This is a genomic window from Mesorhizobium sp. P2_A12, from assembly GCF_056405075.1.
In genome coordinates this window covers 1-19,529 of sequence record NZ_JBFUCU010000007.1, presented here as the reverse complement: position 1 = coordinate 19,529, position 19,529 = coordinate 1, and the positions used below count along the sequence as shown (strand labels likewise).

Annotated in this window: 30 protein-coding genes, 1 tRNA gene and 1 pseudogene; 15 read left to right on the top strand and 17 right to left on the bottom strand. The window is 63.0% G+C overall.

Annotated features, from left to right (window positions below):
• Positions 1-186: 186 nt before the first annotated feature.
• Positions 187-759: a hypothetical protein gene (locus tag AC1DZU_RS17015; RefSeq protein WP_477286560.1), complete on the bottom strand. Its 573-nt coding sequence runs from the start codon at positions 757-759 to the stop codon at positions 187-189.
• 256 nt (positions 760-1,015) lie between these two features.
• Here AC1DZU_RS17015 and AC1DZU_RS17010 point away from each other — a divergent pair, with 256 nt between their 5' ends.
• Positions 1,016-1,336, top strand: coding sequence for a YMGG-like glycine zipper-containing protein (locus tag AC1DZU_RS17010; protein ID WP_095091384.1), 321 nt, complete (start codon positions 1,016-1,018; stop codon positions 1,334-1,336).
• A 167-nt stretch (positions 1,337-1,503) separates the two neighbouring features.
• On the opposite strand, the gene AC1DZU_RS17005 is transcribed toward AC1DZU_RS17010, so the two are convergent.
• Together AC1DZU_RS17005 and AC1DZU_RS17000 are read right to left on the bottom strand one after the other, a co-directional pair.
• A complete protein-coding gene (locus tag AC1DZU_RS17005; RefSeq protein ID WP_477286558.1) occupies positions 1,504-1,827 on the bottom strand; it encodes a Bbp19 family protein in 324 nt (107 codons plus the stop codon).
• Positions 1,824-3,614, bottom strand: a complete 1,791-nt coding sequence (locus AC1DZU_RS17000) for a portal protein (RefSeq protein ID WP_477286556.1) — start codon at positions 3,612-3,614, stop codon at positions 1,824-1,826. Before AC1DZU_RS17000 ends, AC1DZU_RS17005 begins: the two co-directional genes overlap by 4 nt.
• A gap of 155 nt (positions 3,615-3,769) precedes the next feature.
• Between AC1DZU_RS17000 and AC1DZU_RS16995 the strand changes: the two genes are divergently transcribed.
• Positions 3,770-4,387 carry a class I SAM-dependent methyltransferase gene (locus AC1DZU_RS16995; protein WP_477286554.1) on the top strand — a complete coding sequence of 206 codons (618 nt, stop codon included), beginning with the start codon at positions 3,770-3,772 and terminating at the stop codon, positions 4,385-4,387.
• A gap of 297 nt (positions 4,388-4,684) precedes the next feature.
• Here AC1DZU_RS16995 and AC1DZU_RS16990 read toward each other — a convergent pair whose 3' ends face one another.
• The gene (locus tag AC1DZU_RS16990; protein WP_379103800.1) at positions 4,685-4,810 is read right to left on the bottom strand and encodes a hypothetical protein; all 126 of its coding nucleotides are present in this window, start codon (positions 4,808-4,810) and stop codon (positions 4,685-4,687) included.
• Positions 4,779-5,348 (bottom strand): hypothetical protein, encoded by a 570-nt coding sequence (locus tag AC1DZU_RS16985; RefSeq protein WP_477286552.1) that lies wholly within the window; start codon positions 5,346-5,348, stop codon positions 4,779-4,781. Before AC1DZU_RS16985 ends, AC1DZU_RS16990 begins: the two co-directional genes overlap by 32 nt.
• Before the next feature lie 139 nt (positions 5,349-5,487).
• Between AC1DZU_RS16985 and AC1DZU_RS16980 the strand changes: the two genes are divergently transcribed.
• On the top strand, positions 5,488-5,859 hold the full coding sequence (locus AC1DZU_RS16980) for a nuclear transport factor 2 family protein (protein WP_477286550.1): 372 nt from the start codon (positions 5,488-5,490) through the stop codon (positions 5,857-5,859).
• 261 nt (positions 5,860-6,120) lie between these two features.
• Here AC1DZU_RS16980 and AC1DZU_RS16975 read toward each other — a convergent pair whose 3' ends face one another.
• From AC1DZU_RS16975 to AC1DZU_RS16940, 8 genes are all read right to left on the bottom strand, one after another.
• The gene (locus tag AC1DZU_RS16975) at positions 6,121-6,876 is read right to left on the bottom strand and encodes a phage terminase large subunit family protein (RefSeq protein ID WP_477286548.1); all 756 of its coding nucleotides are present in this window, start codon (positions 6,874-6,876) and stop codon (positions 6,121-6,123) included.
• A gap of 221 nt (positions 6,877-7,097) precedes the next feature.
• Positions 7,098-7,556: a hypothetical protein gene (locus AC1DZU_RS16970; protein ID WP_477286546.1), complete on the bottom strand. Its 459-nt coding sequence runs from the start codon at positions 7,554-7,556 to the stop codon at positions 7,098-7,100.
• Entirely contained in the window at positions 7,534-8,022 is a 489-nt protein-coding gene (locus AC1DZU_RS16965; RefSeq protein WP_477286544.1) for a hypothetical protein, read from the bottom strand. Before AC1DZU_RS16965 ends, AC1DZU_RS16970 begins: the two co-directional genes overlap by 23 nt.
• Entirely contained in the window at positions 8,019-8,879 is an 861-nt protein-coding gene (locus AC1DZU_RS16960; RefSeq protein ID WP_477286542.1) for a TIGR04255 family protein, read from the bottom strand. Before AC1DZU_RS16960 ends, AC1DZU_RS16965 begins: the two co-directional genes overlap by 4 nt.
• A gap of 290 nt (positions 8,880-9,169) precedes the next feature.
• Positions 9,170-9,826, bottom strand: a complete 657-nt coding sequence (locus AC1DZU_RS16955) for a terminase large subunit domain-containing protein (protein ID WP_477287046.1) — start codon at positions 9,824-9,826, stop codon at positions 9,170-9,172.
• On the bottom strand, positions 9,804-10,196 hold the full coding sequence (locus AC1DZU_RS16950) for a hypothetical protein (RefSeq protein WP_477286540.1): 393 nt from the start codon (positions 10,194-10,196) through the stop codon (positions 9,804-9,806). The genes AC1DZU_RS16955 and AC1DZU_RS16950 overlap by 23 nt, the downstream gene beginning before the upstream one ends.
• The gene (locus AC1DZU_RS16945) at positions 10,189-10,668 is read right to left on the bottom strand and encodes a hypothetical protein (RefSeq protein ID WP_477286538.1); all 480 of its coding nucleotides are present in this window, start codon (positions 10,666-10,668) and stop codon (positions 10,189-10,191) included. The genes AC1DZU_RS16950 and AC1DZU_RS16945 overlap by 8 nt, the downstream gene beginning before the upstream one ends.
• A gap of 176 nt (positions 10,669-10,844) precedes the next feature.
• Positions 10,845-11,171, bottom strand: a complete 327-nt coding sequence (locus tag AC1DZU_RS16940; protein ID WP_477286536.1) for a hypothetical protein — start codon at positions 11,169-11,171, stop codon at positions 10,845-10,847.
• On the opposite strand from AC1DZU_RS16940, the gene AC1DZU_RS16935 reads away from it, so the two are divergent.
• From AC1DZU_RS16935 to AC1DZU_RS16925, 3 genes are all read left to right on the top strand, one after another.
• Positions 11,155-11,424, top strand: coding sequence for a hypothetical protein (locus AC1DZU_RS16935; RefSeq protein WP_477286534.1), 270 nt, complete (start codon positions 11,155-11,157; stop codon positions 11,422-11,424). The two genes, AC1DZU_RS16940 and AC1DZU_RS16935, sit on opposite strands and share 17 nt — an antisense overlap.
• Positions 11,425-11,540: 116 nt before the next feature.
• A complete protein-coding gene (locus tag AC1DZU_RS16930; protein ID WP_477286532.1) occupies positions 11,541-11,846 on the top strand; it encodes a hypothetical protein in 306 nt (101 codons plus the stop codon).
• A gap of 210 nt (positions 11,847-12,056) precedes the next feature.
• On the top strand, positions 12,057-12,410 hold the full coding sequence (locus AC1DZU_RS16925) for a hypothetical protein (protein WP_477286530.1): 354 nt from the start codon (positions 12,057-12,059) through the stop codon (positions 12,408-12,410).
• A gap of 32 nt (positions 12,411-12,442) precedes the next feature.
• Here the strand turns inward: AC1DZU_RS16925 and AC1DZU_RS16920 are convergent, their stop codons facing one another.
• Positions 12,443-12,880, bottom strand: a complete 438-nt coding sequence (locus AC1DZU_RS16920; RefSeq protein WP_477286528.1) for a VOC family protein — start codon at positions 12,878-12,880, stop codon at positions 12,443-12,445.
• 97 nt (positions 12,881-12,977) lie between these two features.
• A complete protein-coding gene (locus AC1DZU_RS16915; RefSeq protein ID WP_477286526.1) occupies positions 12,978-13,451 on the bottom strand; it encodes a DoxX family protein in 474 nt (157 codons plus the stop codon).
• 219 nt (positions 13,452-13,670) lie between these two features.
• Between AC1DZU_RS16915 and AC1DZU_RS16910 the strand changes: the two genes are divergently transcribed.
• From AC1DZU_RS16910 to AC1DZU_RS16890, 5 genes are all read left to right on the top strand, one after another.
• Positions 13,671-13,856 (top strand): hypothetical protein, encoded by a 186-nt coding sequence (locus AC1DZU_RS16910; RefSeq protein ID WP_477286524.1) that lies wholly within the window; start codon positions 13,671-13,673, stop codon positions 13,854-13,856.
• Positions 13,857-13,990: 134 nt separating this feature from the next.
• Entirely contained in the window at positions 13,991-14,170 is a 180-nt protein-coding gene (locus tag AC1DZU_RS16905; protein WP_024501602.1) for a DUF3606 domain-containing protein, read from the top strand.
• A gap of 102 nt (positions 14,171-14,272) precedes the next feature.
• Positions 14,273-14,719 (top strand): GFA family protein, encoded by a 447-nt coding sequence (locus tag AC1DZU_RS16900; RefSeq protein ID WP_477286522.1) that lies wholly within the window; start codon positions 14,273-14,275, stop codon positions 14,717-14,719.
• 124 nt (positions 14,720-14,843) lie between these two features.
• Positions 14,844-15,080, top strand: coding sequence for a DUF982 domain-containing protein (locus AC1DZU_RS16895; RefSeq protein ID WP_477286520.1), 237 nt, complete (start codon positions 14,844-14,846; stop codon positions 15,078-15,080).
• Positions 15,081-15,093: 13 nt separating this feature from the next.
• Positions 15,094-15,339: a DUF982 domain-containing protein gene (locus AC1DZU_RS16890; RefSeq protein ID WP_477286518.1), complete on the top strand. Its 246-nt coding sequence runs from the start codon at positions 15,094-15,096 to the stop codon at positions 15,337-15,339.
• An 18-nt stretch (positions 15,340-15,357) separates the two neighbouring features.
• On the opposite strand, the gene AC1DZU_RS16885 is transcribed toward AC1DZU_RS16890, so the two are convergent.
• Together AC1DZU_RS16885 and AC1DZU_RS16880 are read right to left on the bottom strand one after the other, a co-directional pair.
• Positions 15,358-15,651 (bottom strand): hypothetical protein, encoded by a 294-nt coding sequence (locus AC1DZU_RS16885; RefSeq protein WP_477286516.1) that lies wholly within the window; start codon positions 15,649-15,651, stop codon positions 15,358-15,360.
• A 149-nt stretch (positions 15,652-15,800) separates the two neighbouring features.
• The gene (locus tag AC1DZU_RS16880; RefSeq protein WP_477286514.1) at positions 15,801-16,865 is read right to left on the bottom strand and encodes a sensor histidine kinase; all 1,065 of its coding nucleotides are present in this window, start codon (positions 16,863-16,865) and stop codon (positions 15,801-15,803) included.
• A gap of 461 nt (positions 16,866-17,326) precedes the next feature.
• On the opposite strand from AC1DZU_RS16880, the gene AC1DZU_RS16875 reads away from it, so the two are divergent.
• The 4 genes and pseudogenes from AC1DZU_RS16875 to AC1DZU_RS16860 form a co-directional block, all read left to right on the top strand.
• Positions 17,327-17,620, top strand: coding sequence for a hypothetical protein (locus AC1DZU_RS16875; protein ID WP_477286512.1), 294 nt, complete (start codon positions 17,327-17,329; stop codon positions 17,618-17,620).
• Between the two features lie 136 nt (positions 17,621-17,756).
• A complete protein-coding gene (locus tag AC1DZU_RS16870) occupies positions 17,757-18,047 on the top strand; it encodes a hypothetical protein (protein WP_477286510.1) in 291 nt (96 codons plus the stop codon).
• A gap of 107 nt (positions 18,048-18,154) precedes the next feature.
• A tRNA-Gln gene (locus AC1DZU_RS16865) sits at positions 18,155-18,228 on the top strand.
• Between the two features lie 1,065 nt (positions 18,229-19,293).
• Positions 19,294-19,529: pseudogene (locus AC1DZU_RS16860) on the top strand (hypothetical protein); the annotation flags it as partial.

The window sequence follows — 19,529 nt, the reverse complement described above, 5'->3', positions numbered from 1 at the left end:
TCGGCGGTCATCGCCGCTTACGTCAATCGCCCATGTTTGGCTCAGGGCGTGTCGAGATTCCGGTCAGGCCGAGCCGAAAATGGTGGGCTTCGAGAACCAGAGCGGAGCGTACGTTTGGGTACGTAAGCACCGGAAGCGCAGAAGACCGCCGTTTGTAGGCCGGCCTCGCCGGAATATCGGCGTGCCCTAGGCGTTATCGCCCCAGTTCTCCCACAGCACCGTAATCGTGCCGGTCACCGCGATCGTCCCGTCGGCGTCGATATCGGTGCCGGTGGGCAAGGCGAGGTTGAGATAGAGATCGACCGGCGTGGCGGTGCCATCCAGCGTCGCGGCGGCGGCGATGTCGGCGGTCGAGGCGGTGGAGAGTGCCGCGCCGGCGCCGTCGAGCGTGCGAGCGGTGGCGGCGAGCACATTGACCATGGTCGAGGCCAATGTCGCGCTCGATGCCGGCGCCGAGCCGAGCGACCAGGTGAGGGCCGCATTGTCGTTGACGGTCGCCGCGCGGGGGCTGAGCACAGCGAACTGCAACCTTGCCGTGCCACCCTTGATCCGCACCTTGCCGTCGGTGAAGTCGAAGATCTTCTGGCTGGCATAGGCCAGCGCGTCGGTGACCGCCACGGGCATGGCACTGAACGAAAACACGGTGCGGAAGGCGCCGCCCTGCCCTGTGGTGACGGCCTTCAGGCCGGCTTTCGGCGGGGCAAGGCCGGCCTCGCGGGCAGCGGCGCCGACAAGAGTGCGGGGAAGACCTCGGGTCATTGGTATGTCTCCATTGTTGAGATTTTGGCAGGCCGGACTAACTGGACCAGAAGGCCAGGCCGAACCGGCAAAGGCTGAATCATTCTGACAAGGATCGGCGCTACCGCCTTGTTCGCATGAGGTGTTTTTCGGGCCCCGGTCCATCAACGCCCGAGAAACCCTGTCTTATATCGTGAGGCCTGGTGCCCCCGTTCCGCCGCAATGCGGCGGCACGTGGCGAGCCATAGGGATTTCAGGCATTCAAGGGAGACTTCATATGAACTTTCACAAAGCCATTGCCGCCGTGCTGATGACCGCAGCACTTGCCGGCTGCGCACAGACCGAAGGCCAGCAGAGAGCCGGAACCGGCGCGCTGATCGGCGGCGCCGGCGGCGCCCTCGTCGGCCAGGCCATTGGCGGCAACACCAAGAGCACGGTCATCGGCGCGGCCAGCGGCGCCCTGCTCGGCGCGGTCGTCGGCTCAGCCACCACCCCGCAGCCGCAGCGCCGCGGCGAACAGATGTGCCGCTACCAGGACCGCGACGGCCGCATCTACACCGCGCCCTGCGACGACCGGTATTATAACGGCGACTATTGAGGCACCGGCGCGCTGGTCTTCCCTTCTCCCCTTGAGGGAGAAGGTGGCCGCGCAGCGGTCGAATGAGGGGTGTACCAGAAAACACCAACGTTTCACTCCGTCCAGCACCCCTCATCCGTCTCGGCGCTGCGCGCCGATCCACTTTCTCCCACAAGGGGAGAAGGGAATTACCTCTCCTCCGCCCGCGCCGCTTTCTCCAGCGCCAGCAGTTGCGCCTCGTCCAGCGTCAGAAATTCCATGATGTGCTGCACCACCTCGGCGCGTGCATTGCTGAGCGCGCTGTGCAGTTCGAAGCCGTTGGGCGTGCGGGTCCGCGCCATCCACTCGCCATAGGAAGGGCGCCTGTAGTAGCCGACCGTCGCCGCGAGGTCGGCCAGCACCATTTCGCCGTCCGCGCCGGAAAACACCCTGAGATACGCCTTGGTCAGCGCCTCGCGTGCCTTGGTTGGGCCGCCGACCTGCGCGGAATGGGCGAAGCGTTGGTGGCTCATGCGCCGCCACCCGCCGCGTCCGGACCAGTCGCCGCTCCCGATGTTCCCTGCACACCTTTGCCAGCCGGCCCGGCCTGACCCTGCAGCAGCATGCCTTGCAGCCCGTCGAGCAGGCCGCTGTCGCGCGCCTGCACGGCCGCTGGCACGGCATCCTTGGCCACCTTGCCGGCGGTGGCGATCGCCGCCATGCCGGCCTGGGCCTGGCTTGCCTTGGCGCGGGCATCGCGCAGGCCGTCGACCTCCTCCTTGCGGCGGAAAATACGCTGCGGGCTGCGGCCGGCGCCCTGCACGATCTTGATCGCCTCGTCGCTGTCGATGTTGTCCATCACGCCGGGATCGAACTGTGCCATCTGCATGGCCGTCGTCACCACCTGGATGGTGTCGCGCGCCTCGGCCGAGCGGCGCAGCACGTCGAGGGGGCCGGTGAAGGTCGGCCGCACCGCCTTGCCGGCGAGGCTCGCCGGCGGCAGGAAGCGGCTGTCCTCGTCATAGAGCCCCTTGTCCTCCAAAATGCCGAGCTCGCGGTCGAGATTGGTGGCAAAGCCGGCCTGGATGATCGAGCCGGAGGGGCCGAGCAGCGCGCCTTTTTCTTCCTGGCGGATCAGCGCTTCGGTGGCGGTCATCTGCGGGTTCTGCACCAGCGTCTGGAACAGATTGACGAACATCATGTCGCGGATCTCGTCGGCGCGGCTCTGCGCGTAGTTGAAGGCATAGGTCGGGTTCTGCCCGGTCGAGATCGGCGCGATCAGCGGCCTGCCATTGTCGTCGATCAGGCCGGGATAGTTCTCGCCGGGATTGAGCACCGGCACATAGTCGAGCCTGGCTTTCGAGGCGGTGGCCGGATCGGTGATCTGCTGCAGCGCGCGCAAGCCGGAACGGCGCACGGCGTTTTCCTCGCGCACGGTCGTCAGCGCCTCGATGGTCGGCGAGACGCCGTACGGATCGCCCTCATAGCGGCGCCAGTTGAAGGTCGACACCGGGAAGGTGCGGAAGCCGCTTTCCCGCACGATCTCCTCCTCGTCCGCGATGACGTGGTAGGAGGCAAACGCCGTGTCGAGATACTGGGTGTGGCCGCCGAGCCTATACATCTTGCGCTCGTCGCGCGGCTGGATGCACTGGACCAGCGAAATCTTCGTCTCGCATTTGGCCGGATCGTCGACCAGCATCTTGATGCGCACCGGCAGCTTTTCATAGCCGAGCAGCTGTGCGGCCTGCCGCGCGGTGCGCTCGTAGCGACGGTGAAAGATGTCGACCTGGCCCCAGCGGTTGCGGCTGAGATAGCCCTCGACCACGGGGATCGAGGCATAGCGGATCAGCGTCGAACCAAACCCTTCCTCGGCATAGAGATAGGCCGGGCCATAGCGCACGACATTGCGCAGGCAGGCCTGTGTCGCCGGCACGAAGTTCGAATTGGCGGAGTAGCGCAGCGAAAACAGGAAATCGCGCAGGGATTCCGCCCACTCCTTTTCCTCGTCGGTCTCCTCGTCGTTCATTTCGGCGGTCGACAGGCCGTGCCATTTTTCCGACTGCGGAATGATCAGGCTTTCCAGCCCTGCAGCGAGCCGGTTGGCGCCCGAGTTGATGGTGTTGGCGTAGACCCGCGCGCCCCGCCGCTCCTGCCGCTCGGCCTGCGAACCCGCCCCGCCGCCGCCGCGGCCGCCCCAGATGTCGGGCGCGTCGGGATCGCAGAACTCCGCCACCTGCTCCCACACCGCCTCATACTGGCTGCGCTCGCTCTCGAGCTCGGACTGGCGGGACAGGATATCGCGGGCACGGGAATCGGTCATGGGATGTCTCACTTGTTTGGCGCTGCGGGGCTGCCGATTGATTGGAAATGCAGAGGGGGGTGTGAAGGATCGCCAGCCTCTCAATCGCCCCTGTCATCTTTTGCCCACCTGGCGGTGCTACGAGCTTCTCGCGGCGGGTTTTGGAGGAGGTCGATGTGACGACGACAAGCCTTGCCGGCACCCTGAAGAACCGCGGCAAACAGGTGGCCAAACGCCTGCTTGGCTATGATTCGCGCAACTGGCTGCGCATCCGCCAGATCGAGGCGTTCACCGTCTTCCTCGAAGCCGGAAACCGCAAAGCCGCCGACGTGATCGAGATCTCGCCCGGCTGGAACCGCACCTGGCGGGCGATGTGCCCCAACTACCGCTGCGTCGATTTCCCCGCCTTCGACATCTGCAAGGACCGCACCGACGAGCAATATTCCATCGTCATCGCCGACCAGGTGCTGGAACATGTGCAGCGGCCGCAGGCGGCGGTGCAGAACATCCACGCCATGACGCGGTCCGGCGGCTGGGCGATGGTGGCGACACCCTTCCTGTTCCGGGTCCACGCCAGGCCGCACGACTACAACCGGTGGACACCGGCCGGCCTCAAGCAATTGATGGTCGAGGGCGGCTTTTCCGAAGCCAACGTCAAGGTCCACGGCTGGGGCAACAAGGCCTGCGCCAGGGCCCACATCGGCGGCCCCGTCCGCGCCTACGGCCTGTGGCGCGATCTCAGCAACGACGAGGAATACCCGCTGATGGTCTGGGCGTTCGCGAAGAAGGGGTGAGTGGTGGAGCTGGAACACCCCCCTCTGTCCTGCCGGACATCTCCCCCTCAAGGGGGGAGATTGGATGTCACCTCGGCTTTCGCCAATTTCCAACATTGGAGAAGAAGGCGTCGAGGCTGACGCTGCCAATCTCCCCCCTTGAGGGGGAGATGGCCGGCAGGCCAGAGGGGGGCGCGAAGGAATGCGGCCTCTGTGATGAACCCTTTACCCCCGCCGCTTCACCAGCCGTGCATGCCTTCGCCAATACCACCACGCCAGCACGCGCTTGCGAAAACTGCGTTTCATCGCGGTCATGGTCTAAAGCCCCAGAAGCACGCGGCGCTGGCCGGTGAGGCTTGCCGGCGCGAGGTCGGTCTTGATGGTGCTGAGCGTGCCCTGACGCTGTTCGAGCTCAGCCCTGAGCGCCGCCTCGCGCGCCTGCACGTCCTTGTCCTCGGCCGTCGGTGTCGGCGGCAGCGGCTTCAGTTCCGGTGGTTTTTGAAACAGGCACATGGTTCCAGCCTTCCCTTGTCCAGTCGTAGAGGAAAAAATCTTCGCCATTCCTGCCATAGCCCGGCAGCAGGCAGCGTTGCGTGGCGCCGAGCCGGCCAAGCCAGCGCAGCGCCAGTTCATTGGCAGCCAGCGCCCGCGCCTCGACCCGCCAGGCGCCCCGCGCAGCCACCTGAGGCCCGAGCACGCTGTGAAAGAACACGGTGATCCCAGGCACGCAGCGCCTCATGCGGCGCGTGCCCCAGCTCCAGGCGATCCACAGCCCGCCGCGCTGTTCGGAAGCACCAAAGCCGGCCTCCGGATTGCCGTCGAGCTCGGCGACATAGGCAAACCCCTGCAGCGCCGTCAGCGCCAGCAGCGCCGGCGACCAGTGGTCGAGCTGGCAGTCGATCTCGGCGCGGTCTTCGGGCCGGAGGTTGGCGGCGATGTAGGAGAGATCGCGCAAGGTTGCGGGGATGATGCGGACGGTCATGAACTGGCCAGAGCGATGGGGTGCGCATCCCGCTTTCGGGCGGAGTCTCGAAGGCCCGCGCACTTGACCGGCCCCGTCGCCAGTGACCTACTTCGGACATCGAACACGCAGGCTACCGACGACTGGAGGAGACGGGCGAATGGACATTCGAGCGACACTGACGGAGTTATGCGAGGCCTTCAACGCGCACGATCTCGATCGCATCATGGCGTTCTTTGCCGACGATTGCGTCCTGGAGATGCCGAGGGGGAGCAAGCCCTGGGGAACGCGTTGCGAGGGCAAACGCAATGTACGAGACGCGCTGGCGACACGCTTCGAAGGCTTGCCCGATGTCCACTACGGCAACGGCCAACATTTTGCCGATGCGGCCGCCGATACCGGCATCTCGAAATGGACCCTCACCGGCACCACCCGCGAGGGTATGAGAAAGGAAGTCCAGGGTTGCGACTTCTACACGTTTCGCGACGGCAAGGTGACCCGCAAGGATTCTTACTGGAAGATCGTGGAGTAACCCACGGGATCAATTCGAGACATCGCAGCTATTCGAAGCGGCGGGAATGATACGGACGGCATAGCGGCCGAAGCCTCGCCACTTCGTCATCCCAGGGCGAAGCAGGAGCGAAGCGACGTCGCGGAGACCCTGGGATCCATGCCGTGACCTCGGCCAACGCATGCAGCGGCGCAGAATTTCTGTGCCGTCGCGACGCTTGGAAGTCGCGGCATGGATCCTCGGGTCAAGCCCGAGGATGACGAAGCACGTGGCACTTCGCCCTCACCGAAAAGCCCCCAGCGGATCACTCTGCCCCGCCGGTCGTCTCGCCGCCCTGAATTCCGCCGGATCGACCACAGCCTCCCGCAGCATCATCACGCCATAACGGGTCGCCGCCATCAGATCGTCGCGCAGTTTTACAACCTGGCCGTCCCTGCGATGATAAAGCCGAAATTCCTCGAACCAGGGCGCAAGCGTCGAAAACACCTTGAAGCGGCCGGATTGCATGCGGTCGAGCATCTCCATCAGCCCGGCCTCGACCGAGACGGAACCGTCGGGGAATTGCGCGTGGCGGGTCAGCATGTTCAGCCCGTGTGCTGAATACTGCCGGGCAAGCGCCACGCCCGCCCCTTCCAGCGTCTCGCGGCGGCCGTCGCGCGGCCACGCCCAGGGCAGCCATTCGCCCCATGGTTTCAGGGTCAGCGTCTGCATCGCTGGAGTCTGCTGAGAAGCGCGGCAGGCTTTCGCGACATAGACGACGTCGGCCTCCGTATCCCAGGCAAGCTCGACCGCGGCCGATGGATGGTCCCAGCCGAAATCGAGCGCCCCGATGCGCGGCCAGTAGCGCGGCAACCGGAACGGCGCGCAGGCGATCAGTTCCTCGGCCACCGGAAAGATGCGGCCGGAGCCCAGCACCGGAATGCCCCGCGCGCGGGCCTCGCGCTCATGTGCCGGATAGGCGGCAACGATCGCCGCGCGCTCTTGGCGGGTGTAGTGCTCGGCATCGTCGATGGTCATGAAGGTGACGTGGCGGGTCATGGCATGCCCTCGGAAAGCTTGGGTTCCTCGCCCCCATTCTTGATGGGGGAGGTGGCGCGGCGAAGCCGCGCCGGAGAGGGGGAGTGGCGCCGGCCGTTTGAATTAGAGGAACCTCATCACAGGTAGAGCCCTACGAAGATCCTCAAGTTCCGGCGCTTGAAGGAAATCCGAGCAACGGGTGATGTGAGGGGTTGGACCCGAGCGGGTCAATTCCTGCGGCTCTAGTCCTTTATGATTTCCACCCCGTCAAGCGGGATGTACCAGCCGCAGGCGGCAAAGAGAGCCTTGGTTTGCGCGTTGGTGAATTTATCCGGTCGGGGGTCGGCACCCCAGACCTCGCAGTGATAGGGGTTACCTAGTACGGGTTCATAGCCGACGCGCAGACCAACTCCTCTGGCGTGCAGGGCCAAGATCGCAACAGCTCCAGTGTAAACCGGGGTTCGAACAAACTCGACCGGATCTTTCTGGTCTTCTTGGATACTCCGCTCGTGATCGACGGACATGCCTCCGCCGGTCGGCTTCATCAGCTTTGATGACAGCCGGCGACATTTTCTGTTGTCGTCATCGACGACATGGTGGATCGGGTTTACTCGGCGAATTAGGGTATCGTTTGGCTCGATGTCCTGATGATCATGCGGGAGGGCGTTGCCATTGGCATCATGCGGCGGCGGTGACAGCATCAGACGCCCGCCCCGCAAGATCTTCGATCCACGCCCTGACAGCTTTGAAATCCACTGTCAGCTCGAGTTCTTCCTCGCCCCCGGTCTCAAGATCTCGCTTCAAACAGTCGACCTGGTTGACACCAAGTATGTCGAGCTCAATGTCGAGCCCGTTGCTGTGCCACTCGATCTGCAGAGAGCCGTCCGATCCGGGGACAAGGCTGGGGCTTGGCACACCCTCCACGTAGACATGCTGCAGAAGCTGAACGGCAAAATGCGCAATGCGGAAGTCGACTGACTTTCCGTCGTAGCCGTCCCATCCCTCGGGTAGTTTGACCAGATCGTTGAGCTTTGCTGCCACAACCTTCGTCCATTGCGTTTCGATATCTCTCACGATCAGGCGGTCGATTGCCGACAAGCGCTCGGCGCCAGCGCCTCGCGGGAAGCCTGACGCTCCCGAGAATACAGAAGCAGAAGAAACCATCATTGACTGCGCGCCCATATCTTGTGTGCTTCGTCCGTAGTTATATCACAAAACCTTTTGACAATCCGTTGCCGACCGGCGGCAAGAAAATCTGATATGCTTTTCGTGTTGATGTCAGTCGGCGCCCCCCGATAGATGAGCGACAACCTCATCGCCCGCCTGACCTCCCGAGAACTTGAAAGCCCCAACTCGTACCTAAGTCGCGCAACTGGCTTTTTGCCATCCTCCGAGAGCACTACCTCACTAAATGTGGCGTTGAGCTGTTCGACATTCAACACGCTCGGCTTCACAATGGTCAGCCAGTCTGCAATCGCCGTCTTCTCGACAAGAGGTATGACATTGATGTAGGCGACCTCGGCTTGCTTGATAATCATCGGCGCGCCGTGAGCCTGGAACACGCCCCGGAGCCCTTCCAGATGTTTGGCGAAATGTTCGGCAATGGCCTCATAGCGAGGATATTTGTTCTGATGGCGCTTCCGCCAGTTCATGTAGAACCGGTCGTCTTGAAACTGCAGAAGATGGCTGTCGTCATCGGCGATGAACCAGTAGCGCTTGCTCGGCTCACTCTCAGAGATCGAGAACTGGAATGCGGGCATAGAAACCGTCTCGGCGCCTCCGAAAACCTCGAAAGCCGGATCAAGCCGGGGGGCTTCTTGAAAGTGAGGAAATTCAGCTCGAAAGGTATTCCAAACCTCCCAGGCAAAAAGATCGTTGTATTCGGGGTGTCGCGCAAATTGCACGCCCACCACGACCTCATCCAGAGGTGGATTGCCAAAGTCAGGGAGGCCCGCTGGCCGTGTCATGGCTCTATGGCCAGCGCGAATGGCAAAACGAAGCACCTCCCCGATCTGACCGGACACTGCCTTAAAGTAACGCCGAAGACAAGCTGTGCCCTACATTGATCCTGTGCAGTAATTATGGCATCCCCGGTTCGGGCTGATCTGGAACCGGTTTGCCGATCGATCTCAGCTAGGAATAAAGCAAAATCAACGGGTTGTCTCACCATCTGCCTGACAATCTACACCGCTCCCACGACATGATGGATGACCCAGCCCCGTATGCCGCGCTTCGCAATTCGCGCATCGCCCCGCGCCTTCGCATAGAAGCTGGCCCGCGCGTTCAGCTTGGGAAGCCGTCATGGGAAGGGAAGTCAGTGCTTCCCCATCCCCTCCACCTCTGCCGCGGACAAAAACAACAGCACCACATCCGACATGCCGAGCAGCGGCGTGAAGGTGACGATGGTGATGCCGCCTGTCGCATTGGTGCGGGTCAGGCCTTCGGAATAGATGTCGAGCGGCGGTTCCTCGTCGAACCAGACGCCGTGCAGCGTCTCGCCCTGCCATTTCTCGCGGCCCTTCTCGAAGCTCTTGAACGACAGCACCGATTCATCGGCCTGCACGTCGCCGCCGCCGCCCCAGCGCACCACGACGCTGTCGAGCGCGCCCGGTGCGCCGCGCCCCATGATGGTCTGCACAAGTGCGTCAGCCGGGATCATGCCGGTGCCCCAGGCCGCCTGCTGCTGCGGCGGGCCGACCAGCACGCGCTGCGGGTTATCGCGCGTGCCCTCGCCGGTCACGCCAGCCGCCCACAGCCGAACCGCGCCGTCAAAGACCTTGCCTTGCCACCACGAGGGGTAGCGGCCGGTCAGGTGCATGGCCCATTCGGCGCCGCCGGCCCTGGTCTTGCCAAGCTGGTTGCCGGCCATGAACAGCCGTTCGCGGTTCTGCGCACCCGCGGCATGGAACTCCGCTTGCCGGGTATAGGGCCGGTAGGCGGCAAGCTGGTTAGTGCGGCGCCTGCGGTCCAGTTCCGACAGCAGCGCCAGATATTCCGTCTTCGCCGCCGAGCTCCTCGAGGAACGGCTTGAGGGCGGCTTCGAGGCCGCGGATACGGCTGCGGATCTCGTCATCGCTTAAGCCGTCCAGTTGGTTGATCGAAACATGTAAATCCTTGGGCAGCACCGAAAGCACGATCTTCAGATACTGGTCGGGCTTGTCGGCACGCACCTCGGCGATGACGCTGGCGCCATGGGTGCGGAAATCGGCGCGCACGGCTGCCAGGAAATCATCGCCCAGCGTCTTTTTCGCGCGCTTCGGCCGGCGCTTTGCGGTGGGCTTGGTGGCGGGCGTCGCGGTCCGGCTCTTTGGCCCCCGGCGAGCCGGCGGCTTGTCAGCCATGCTCACCCCCTGTGGTCTCTGCAGTGGTCGTCCTGGATTTCGCCACCTTGGATTTTGATCGGGCGGATTTTTTCGTCGTGGATTTCGCCACTTTGGATTTCGACCGCGAGATGCGCTTGTGCGGCCTGCTGGCCGTTCGCACCGGTTTTGCCGGGCAGGCCTCCGCGTCTGTCACGCTGGGCGGTGTTGCCGCTTCGGATCTCGCCGCGCCGGATCGGCCGGCAAGGCGCAGCCGCTTCCTCAGCCGTGCCGTCGCTGTCGCCCGGTCGCTGCTACCCAACGATCCCAAGCCAAACCCGAAGCCGCCGGCCGCATCGACCGGACCGCCGCGCACCATGCCGATCTGCACGCCGGGCGCGACCTGCTCGATAAGGCCGAGACGGGCTTGCGGCGCCGCCCCCTCGAACTCGCCGATGGCGCTGACGACCTCGCGGCCGTCATCGTCGGTGATGATGGTGGCATAGCGGACCATGGGAGTTCTCGTGGGTTGCGGATGGGACGTCAGGGCAAAGGATGGCGTCCCTTCACGCCCCCCTTTGTCCTGCCAACACGTCTGATCGCGCTTAAACAAAAAACCCGCCTCGGCGGCGGGTCGTTGGCGCAAATCAGCACCATGGACAAATATGTAGCATAGCTGCCCTCACCTCGTCAACGACTTTCTGAGAAAAAATTCCTATTCCGTTTTTCGACGCCACGCCGAACAAGGTCCCGCGCATCGCCGAAGGGCCAGCCGGAAAACAAAAAACCCGCCTGCGCGGCGGGTCTGAGGTCGTCGGCGCAAATCAGCACCATATCCAAATTAATAGCACGAATGCCCTCACCGGACAAGCCGATCGGCATGCGAGTGGGCGGCAAGGGCCGGACTTTTCGTGCCGGCTTTTCATAGGCCGACATCTGTGAGACCGTTAGCTGAAGCTCATGGAATGATTCGCGTCGTACGGCCTTGTGGGAGAGGGCGATGGACAGACCAACCATGGCATCCGTCTTCAGGGTGCGGCATGCGCCGGCCACGGTTTCGGGTGTGCGAAGCACCGGTCAGGGACAGGCGGACCCGATTATCCGCGTGCGCTCGCTCGGCGAAGCGATCCGCTTTGTCGCCCACGCCTACCCCCAATACGACATCAGCGCTGTCGCCATCGCCTCGGCTGATCCCTCGATCCCCAGCCTCGGGGGTCTGGAAGTGAAAGCGCTGTGGCGCGAATATGGCGAGCGCCTGACGCAGGAATAGGCATTTCCAGGCAGCCAGCTCCGTGATCTTTTGCGACCTCGCCTACGCCCTGCCCTCACCGCCGGAGCGGAAACGCCGCTCGTGCGTTTTCGATCATAGCCACGGGAGCAATCGCCATGAACGTCGCCAATCTGCAACTCGAAGGCCTGCTGATGGCCGTCGCATCGATCAACCACCTCCTTGTTCAAAAGGGGGTGCTGACGGCGGAGGAAATAGACATGGCCCTGCGCAAGGCCGAGGCCGGCGAAATCAGCCAGGAGCGGTCCGAAGGCATGTCCGCGTCAAGCCGCGACGCCGTCAGCTTTCCGATACGGCTGCTGGAACTCGCCAATCAATGCCAGCCTGAGGCGGACATGCCCTCCTTTTCCAAGCTCGCCCGCATGGTCGGCCAGATCAAGGAGCCCTACAACGACCAGATGTGAGGCACGATAGCCGACCCCCTCCCGGTTGGCGAGGAGATTGGCGCGTCGCATGACGTAGATCATGTTAAGCGGGCCCCGATCCCGAGCGAGGTCGAACTTCCGGGCGAGCCAAACCTTTGGCCCAATATTATCCGTCGGCGCGATTGATCTAACGTCTTGCCGATGTCACCAAGTTTTGCTTGGTTGCGGCTTGTAGATTTGGGGGGACATATGAGATTTGAATCGCGCCTTGGCGCCTTGCTTCTTGGCGCCGTCATGCTGGCCGGCTGCACAACACTCAGCGAGGGCGAGTTCAACAACGCCCAGGCCGTCCTCAGCGGCAGCCCGGCGATCAAGGCCAAAGTCATCAAGGAGTGCATTTCGGACCAGGCTAAACTGCCGCTGGCCGAGAGAAAGACCGTCGCCGAAGTCGTCAACGTCAGCCTGGAGCGCCAGCCGGCAACGACCTGCAATCGCCTTTGGAATGCCGTCGCCAGAGGACGCATAACCTATGCCGACTACCGCAATCTCGCGTCGTCATCGGCCGACAGCAGCAAGGTGATCAAAATCCTGCAAGGCCGGTAGCCGGCCTTCGGCCCGGCCATCCCGAATTGCGCTCAGCTGAGTTCTTGGGCGAGTCCGATGAGAAGCCCTTCAGGCCCGCGGATGTAGCAGAGCCGATACACGTCTTTATACTCGACCACTTCGCCTACAAGCTGCGCGCCGCGATTGCGGAGCCTTTCAAGCGTATCGTCGATGTCGTCCACGGTGAACATGACACGGAGGTAGCCTAGAGCGTTAACCGGGGCGTTGCGGTGATCCGCAACGGCAGGCGGCGTGAGGAAGCGGGATAGCTCGAGCCGGCCATGGCCGTCCGGTGTGCGCATCATGGCAATCTCGACGCGCTGATCGCCCAGTCCAGTGACACGTCCGGCCCATTCTCCTTCGATCGTGGCCTGCCCTTCGAGCTCGAGGCCGAGCTCGCGAAAGAAATCAATCGTCTGACCGAGGTCATCGACGACGATCCCTACATTGTCCATCCGTTTGAGCGCCATGCGTCCATCTCCAAGGTTTCGTTTAGGCCGTGAACTCATAAAACTGCTTGCCAGGTGAGCAAGTGGTTGATCCGGGGCTAGCGACGGGCTCCTGCGCCTACGCCCGGCCCGGCCATCCCGGATTCAGCGAGAGCACCCTGCCCGGGCCATGCACCGCCGCGAACAGCAGTCCGGCCATGAACGAAAAATGGTCGATGAAGAAGCCGAACTCGGCCTGGTTGCCGGCCCAGTGGCTGGGTCCGTGGAAGGAAAAGCCGAGGAACAGCACATAGGCGGCGGCGACCAGGGCCGCCGGCGTGAAGAAGGCGCCGGTCAGCAAGCACAGCACGAGCGCGGCTTCCAGCAGCGCCGCGCACCAGGCCAGGAACAGCGGAAACGGAAAGCCGGCGGCGGCGATATAGCCGGCGGTGTCGCCCATACCCATGAACTTGAAGGTCACGGCCATCAGAAAGACGCCGGCGAAGATCAGGCGGGCGATGAGAAGTGCCGCGGTCTGCCACGGTGCCTGAATGCTTTGCGCCTGAATGGTTTGCGACTGAGTGGTTTGCGACTGAATGATTTGCGACGACATGGTCTTTTCTCCAGGATTGCAATGGGCTCCGGCCCAAGGACGCGCGACCGGCGCCAAATCCGACACGTCAGGCAGATTTTTCTCGGGAATCCCTGATGCAGGCGCCCTGCCCCGGGGCCAAGACGCCTCTAACCCGTTGAATCGACTGGTGCAGCGAAACCGATTTCACTTTACCGGCTGATGATACGATGGCGCCCCACTCAAACGGGGAATCAGGACATGGCCAAGGCATTGACCATCGCTGCGCCGCAACATCCGAGCACCGCCTATGAGCAGGAATGCAGGGAGATGCTTGTCCCGCAAATCGAGGCGCTGCTCGACAAGATCGAGGCCGCCGGGTGGGAGCGCCGGCAGGCGGCGTCGGCACTCATGTATCTCGCCGCCAAGCGCCTGATGCCACAGTAGCGAGGCCGGGGCGACACGGCGATATTGTCGTGGCCGTGGAACTCGCGACGGCCGATCCGTGTTATGTCCTGTTGATCGTGGAATCGGGCGCCGACGGCTGCGCGTTTCCACGGCAACAGAAAGCGAGGCCTGAAATGGCTGACGACAAGTCGAAGACGAAGCAGGACCGCAAGCTGGTTTCGAGCGAGGAGCCTTACGAGGTCGCTGCCTTTGCCCGGAAATACGGCATTCCGCCAAGCGAGGCGCAAACCATCATCAAGCGCTATGGGCCGTCGCGCAAGAAGCTCGATGCCCATATGGCGGCTCGCGGCTAGGTCCGATGGGATCGGGATGGGGCTTTGTCCTGGACGAACATTCCGGGACGAGCTTCTGTCCCGCCCGGCCCGCAGCAGACTGACAAGATGGAGGGTCGCATCATGTCCGACACCATACGCAGGACCGGCAGCTGCCTGTGCGGCGGCGTGCAGTTCGAGGTCCACGGCGCGCCGCAGAGAATCGGTCTGTGCCACTGCAAGGACTGCCGCAAAGCCAGCGGCTCGGTCTATTCGGCCTATGCCATCTGGCCGCGCGAGGCCTTCGAGACGACAGGCATCGTCAGCACCTATGGCACGCGCACCTTTTGCCCGACCTGCGGCGGCCGCGTCGCTTGGGTCGGCGACGACGAGGTTGAGGTGATGATCGGCAGCCTCGATGTCGCGCCGACCGATGATCTCGTACCCGAATACGAATTGTGGACCACCAGGCGCGAGACCTGGCTGCATGCCTTGCCCGACACCGAGCAGTTCGAGCATGACCGGCCAACGGCGAACGCCGCCGAATTGCCGCCGCCAAGGCCGTTGTCGGACGCCGTCGCAGGCGACTGAAATTTCATCTCGAAGGCAGGGAACCCTGCCCTGTTGCCGACGTTAACCGGCGCCTCGTTTCGTGCATGTCGTCCCAAAATTGCTGCGTACTTTTGGGCGAACGCACCAGTCAAGGAGACGATCGTTGAACGACAAGATGTTTCCCCATCCGATCAGACTGAAATTTACCCATGGGCGCGAGCGCGTGGTGCGCAGTGCCTGGGAAAGCCTGGAATGCCTCGGCGACTGGCCGGCGGGCCAAGGCCGGCGCTACCGGGCGGCATTGCGCAGCTGCCGCGATGCACTGGATGGCTGGACGCCGCCGGAAAAGGCGATGCGGGCGATGGTCGACGCCGCGCGCGAAGCAAAACTCCTCCATTAGCGGGTAAACAGGAATGGCCGAGCCGATGCTGTCGACACCGATGCGGATCAGGCCGCATGGCTCGGACACGATCCGCGACATCACCACGCTGAAGGATGCCAGCGAAATCCTGATCGACTGGCCGCAGACCGAGCGCGGCCCGTTCTATCAGGCCGCGCGCGAGCAGGTCGAGGCGGCGCTGGAAAACAAGGCGGGTGCCGCCCAGGCGCAGGAAGCTTTCGTTGCCCTATGCAACCATGCCGGCGTGCTGGTTCGCTGATCCTTTCGGCTGCCGTGCCTACTGCGCCGGCGGCTGGGCCGGCACTTCGCCCGGCTTGATGATCGGTGTCTTGCCTTCATCAGGGGCCGGCGTGGCCATCCCCTGATCGCCGGTGGCAGGCGGTTTCAGCACCCCGCCGCAGTCATTGAGCGTGTCCGTCAGATTGTCGCTGCCAGGCTGCTGTTTTGCGCCTTGTTCGGTCTGGACCCGGCATTTGTCGGTCTGCGACCCAGGGTCCTGCTGCTGGCCCGTTTGCGCCGCTGCCGACATCGCCAGCATCAGGCTGAATGGCACGATGGCGAGGTTTCTCATCTCGGCCTCCTTCTTCCCGGCCGCTCGCGGCGACCCTTCCCTTCACGGGGACAACGCCTGTAGATGGAAAAGGTTGGCCGCCGGCGAAGCCGGTTGAGTTCAAGCCGATGCAGCGCCCAAAGGTTAGGTGAACCGACCGGGCCGGACCCTCACAGGTCGAAGGACGACTCCGCGGCAGCCATTTCGGCGCCGAGCTGCGGAACGACGATCGATTCCACCGGCGCCGTCAGCGACCAGCTGACACGGCCCGGGTTGCGCTCCAGGACGGCCGAGCCGTTCAGCGATTGCGGCGCGACCCGCTGCAGGACGACCGTGCCAAAGCCCTTGCGCGCGGCTTCGTCCCGCCGGTCGCCTTCAGGCACCGGCATCGTCTCGTCCCAGACGAGATGGATTTCCCGCTTGCCCGAAGCACCGGCGGCGATCTGCCAGGTGATCTCGAGCCTCCCGGCATCGACCGCCAGCGCGCCATATTTGGAAGAGTTGGTGCCAAGCTCGTGAAATGCCATGCCGAGATTTTGCACGGCGTTCGGCTGCAAGGTCAGCAGCGGTCCCGACAGCGATACCTGTCCCTCGTGGCCGAACGGCTTGAGCTGCTCCTGGATGAGGTCGAAGAGGCTGGCGCCCGCCCATTCGGAGTTCACCAGCAGATCGTGCGACCGCGACAGCGCCATGATGCGGGAGCGGATGAGCTCTTCGAACTCGCGCGGATCGGTCGAGCGCTTGCTTGTCTCCCTGACCATCGAGAGGATCACCGCGAACTGGTTCTTGACGCGATGGTTCACCTCCCGCAACAACAGCCTGATCCGGCGCTCGCTCTCCTTGGTCGCGGTGATGTCGCGGGCGATCTTCGAGGCGCCGATGATCTCGCCCGTTGCGTTTCTGATCGGCGAGACGGTCAGCGATACGGCAATGAACCCGCCATCCTTGCGTCGCCGGATCGTCTCGTAGCTGGCCACGAGTTGGCCATTGCGAACCCGGCTGATGATGTCGACCTCTTCATCCCTGAGGTGATCGGGGATGAGCATCAGCACCGATTGGCCGACAGCCTCCTCAACGGTGTAACCGAACATGCGCTGCGCCGCCCCGTTCCAGCTGGTGATGATGCTGTTCAGATCCTTGCTGATGATGGCGTCGAAGGATGAATCGACGATCGCCGCCAGCCGCGCGTCGGCGGGAGGGTCGATCGGACCATCGATGCTTGCCAATTCTGTCATTGCCCACCTTCCCCCGTCACGTCACCTCACGGCGTGACAGCATTCCACCCCATGCCCAGCAATGCTTGGTGGCGCGTTTGGTTGCAATCGACGGACGACATTCATTGGCCGGCGGCGACAGCCACCGAAGGGCCCGCAGCCAAGCTTCGCAATCAGTTCTGTTCGGGGGCGACGTCGTCCGGGGCGTCAAGCGGGGTATCGGCCGCAGCATCCCGTTGCGGACAATCCTCATAGCGGTGGTCGCGGCCGCCGCAGAAGGAACAACACATGGCTTCGCGATCCTCGTCTCCGGGTGGCCATTGCGGGGTCTCGTAGGGTTTCCTGCCGTCCATCCCCAGCAATGCGCGACGCGGCATTTGGTTGCGCCGCAAAAAACGGCCAACTGGCTGTTGCGGAACCGCTGGAAGGGATGCGAGTTTCGGGTGACACGTTTGCTTGGTACGTGAACGCTGAGGTACGCCATGCTCATCCGCCGAATTGCTTTGACGACAGCAGCGATCCTGCTTGCCGCAACCAGCCTCGCCGAGGCCCGGCCCGACACCCGCACGATGGGTTGCCAGGAGCTTCAGCAGCTGATCCAGAGCCGTCGCGCCGTGGTGCTGACCACCGGCCCCAACACGTATGACCGCTATGTCAGGCAATTCGGCATCGAATGCGACTGGCCGGAGGTGCCTACGTCGGCCTATGTCCCAACCGGTGACGGCAGCTGCCCGGTCTACCGCTGCGACCAGGCGATCGGCGATCTCCCGGAATGACGGCAACGGCCTGCCGCCAATTGCCGATCGCCAGTTACGCGATTACAAGAGTGTCGCGCTGTTGCGGAACCGCTGGCCGGGGTGCGGGTTTCGGATGACACGTTTGCTTGGTACGTGAACCGCTGAGGTAACCGCCATGCCCATCCACCGAACTGCTTTTACGACAGCAGCGATGCTGCTTGCCGCGACCGGCCTCACCGAGGCCCGGCCCGACACCCGCACAATGAGCTGCCAGCAGCTCCAACAACTGATCCAGAGCCGCCGCGCCGTGGTGCTGACCACCGGTCCCAACACCTATGACCGCTATGTCCGGCAATTCGGCAACGAATGCGACTGGCCCGACGTGCCGATGTCGGCCTACGTCCCGACCCGTGACGGCCGCTGCCCGGTCAATAAGTGCGACGAGCCGGTTGGCCGTGTCCCTTGACGGTGGCAGCTTGCCGACAATTGCCGATCGCCAGTTACCCGATCACAAGAGGATCGCGTTGATCCCGGCGCGCGAACCGGCTAGGGGTATCGGCGCAGGTTGCATTCTCCCGCTTCGTCTAATGGTAGGACAGCGCCCTTTGAAGGCGTGAATCGTGGTTCGAGCCCATGAGCGGGAACCAATAATTTCAATGGTTTAACTGCACCACTTCAAATTCTGTCGAATATCGATCGAATAAACGCCCGCGAATTTGGGCGAACAGCAACCGTTGATTTCCAAGGCGTTCCTGCGACTATCGGCAGGTCCATGCGACATGGGAGGGGCTTTGAGGATGATCTACGAAAGGTCTGCGCATATTGAGCGCCTCAAAAAGAGACGTTGGCAGGCTCTTGGCGTTCTTCTGGTAGGTCTTCCCTTGGAAAAGGATTGGGTAATTCGATACCGCAAACGTGTGCCGGCGGGAAAGTCAATCGATCTAAGCCGACGCTGGCAGCGGTTTACCAGCAATGTTGACCGGCTCGCTGCATAATAAGCATGGTCGCTTGCCTCCTGATGGCCGGCATGGGCGGCTATTTGCTGCTGTCGTAGGCTCTCGGGCTTGTGACGGGCGGCCCGGTGCTAGCTGGAGAATGTCAGAATGACTTGGGTGGCACGTACAGGCAGATCGTAATGTCAGGGTTGCCAGATGGTATCTCACGATGCCGGCCTGCCGTTACTTTTTGGGCATGACACCAATGAAAATGCATATCGTGTGACTGACGCACCCTGCCGTCCGCGTAAGGCAGCAATTCGCCTGACGGCACCTTGAAGCCCTGGCTTGTTTCTCGGACGGCATCGTCTGCCATCGGCTCGCAATGCTGGTCGTGGCAGCACTGTTTTTCGTACCAGTCATCATGTGCCGATGCCAAAGGAGTTCCGAAAGCGCAGGCCGCGGCGATGGTAGCGCCCAACCCGAATGTGCCGCCGCACCCGCTCAATGGCCAGATCATGAATTACATTAGGCTTATCTGATATGACGGCGCAAGCGCAGCGCTTGGGCGCCTTCCTGCTGTTCCGCTAGCGCTTCGATTTGGCGATGCCCCCCGCCCAGGGCGAGGCTGGGGAAGTGAAATTGCCACCGGCATATATTAGGAGCACATTATAGACGGGCCTGGGGATTCACCCGTCTCTCCGGTCCAAGGGCCCAGCGTCTCGGAGTTCCCAAAACCAAAAGGTTGTGGGCCCCGCATTTGGTGCAATCAGTCATGTGGAGGCAGCGAATATGCGAACTCTTTGTGCGGCCTTTGCTCTGTGCATCGTGCCATCCGGCCTACTGGCGGCCGACGAAGTTTCAGTCGAACGCGGTTTGTATATTTCGATCATCGGCGGCTGCCATTTCTGCCACACGGAAGGATACCGTGAAGCCGATGGGAAAATCGATCCGGCCAAGGCGCTCAAAGGCTCCTCCATTGGCTGGCAGGGTCCCTGGGGCACGACCTACGC

What these genes read in the sequence shown, in the direction of transcription:
- AC1DZU_RS17000 (WP_477286556.1), bottom strand. Translation starts at nt 3,614, where the DNA reads ATGACCGATTCCCGTGCCCGCGATATCCTGTCCCGCCAGTCCGAGCTC.
- AC1DZU_RS16980 (WP_477286550.1), top strand. Translation starts at nt 5,488, where the DNA reads ATGGACATTCGAGCGACACTGACGGAGTTATGCGAGGCCTTCAACGCG.
- AC1DZU_RS16870 (WP_477286510.1), top strand. Translation starts at nt 17,757, where the DNA reads ATGCCCATCCACCGAACTGCTTTTACGACAGCAGCGATGCTGCTTGCC.
- AC1DZU_RS17005 (WP_477286558.1), bottom strand. Translation starts at nt 1,827, where the DNA reads ATGAGCCACCAACGCTTCGCCCATTCCGCGCAGGTCGGCGGCCCAACC.
- AC1DZU_RS16890 (WP_477286518.1), top strand. Translation starts at nt 15,094, where the DNA reads ATGGCCGAGCCGATGCTGTCGACACCGATGCGGATCAGGCCGCATGGC.
- AC1DZU_RS16920 (WP_477286528.1), bottom strand. Translation starts at nt 12,880, where the DNA reads ATGGCGCTCAAACGGATGGACAATGTAGGGATCGTCGTCGATGACCTC.
- AC1DZU_RS17010 (WP_095091384.1), top strand. Translation starts at nt 1,016, where the DNA reads ATGAACTTTCACAAAGCCATTGCCGCCGTGCTGATGACCGCAGCACTT.
- AC1DZU_RS16945 (WP_477286538.1), bottom strand. Translation starts at nt 10,668, where the DNA reads ATGGTCCGCTATGCCACCATCATCACCGACGATGACGGCCGCGAGGTC.
- AC1DZU_RS16950 (WP_477286540.1), bottom strand. Translation starts at nt 10,196, where the DNA reads ATGGCTGACAAGCCGCCGGCTCGCCGGGGGCCAAAGAGCCGGACCGCG.
- AC1DZU_RS16930 (WP_477286532.1), top strand. Translation starts at nt 11,541, where the DNA reads ATGAACGTCGCCAATCTGCAACTCGAAGGCCTGCTGATGGCCGTCGCA.
- AC1DZU_RS16900 (WP_477286522.1), top strand. Translation starts at nt 14,273, where the DNA reads ATGTCCGACACCATACGCAGGACCGGCAGCTGCCTGTGCGGCGGCGTG.
- AC1DZU_RS16910 (WP_477286524.1), top strand. Translation starts at nt 13,671, where the DNA reads ATGGCCAAGGCATTGACCATCGCTGCGCCGCAACATCCGAGCACCGCC.
- AC1DZU_RS16940 (WP_477286536.1), bottom strand. Translation starts at nt 11,171, where the DNA reads ATGGTTGGTCTGTCCATCGCCCTCTCCCACAAGGCCGTACGACGCGAA.
- AC1DZU_RS16880 (WP_477286514.1), bottom strand. Translation starts at nt 16,865, where the DNA reads ATGACAGAATTGGCAAGCATCGATGGTCCGATCGACCCTCCCGCCGAC.
- AC1DZU_RS16905 (WP_024501602.1), top strand. Translation starts at nt 13,991, where the DNA reads ATGGCTGACGACAAGTCGAAGACGAAGCAGGACCGCAAGCTGGTTTCG.
- AC1DZU_RS16970 (WP_477286546.1), bottom strand. Translation starts at nt 7,556, where the DNA reads ATGCTGTCACCGCCGCCGCATGATGCCAATGGCAACGCCCTCCCGCAT.
- AC1DZU_RS16925 (WP_477286530.1), top strand. Translation starts at nt 12,057, where the DNA reads ATGAGATTTGAATCGCGCCTTGGCGCCTTGCTTCTTGGCGCCGTCATG.
- AC1DZU_RS17015 (WP_477286560.1), bottom strand. Translation starts at nt 759, where the DNA reads ATGACCCGAGGTCTTCCCCGCACTCTTGTCGGCGCCGCTGCCCGCGAG.
- AC1DZU_RS16875 (WP_477286512.1), top strand. Translation starts at nt 17,327, where the DNA reads ATGCTCATCCGCCGAATTGCTTTGACGACAGCAGCGATCCTGCTTGCC.
- AC1DZU_RS16885 (WP_477286516.1), bottom strand. Translation starts at nt 15,651, where the DNA reads ATGAGAAACCTCGCCATCGTGCCATTCAGCCTGATGCTGGCGATGTCG.
- AC1DZU_RS16975 (WP_477286548.1), bottom strand. Translation starts at nt 6,876, where the DNA reads ATGACCCGCCACGTCACCTTCATGACCATCGACGATGCCGAGCACTAC.
- AC1DZU_RS16915 (WP_477286526.1), bottom strand. Translation starts at nt 13,451, where the DNA reads ATGTCGTCGCAAATCATTCAGTCGCAAACCACTCAGTCGCAAACCATT.
- AC1DZU_RS16985 (WP_477286552.1), bottom strand. Translation starts at nt 5,348, where the DNA reads ATGACCGTCCGCATCATCCCCGCAACCTTGCGCGATCTCTCCTACATC.
- AC1DZU_RS16965 (WP_477286544.1), bottom strand. Translation starts at nt 8,022, where the DNA reads ATGATGGTTTCTTCTGCTTCTGTATTCTCGGGAGCGTCAGGCTTCCCG.
- AC1DZU_RS16935 (WP_477286534.1), top strand. Translation starts at nt 11,155, where the DNA reads ATGGACAGACCAACCATGGCATCCGTCTTCAGGGTGCGGCATGCGCCG.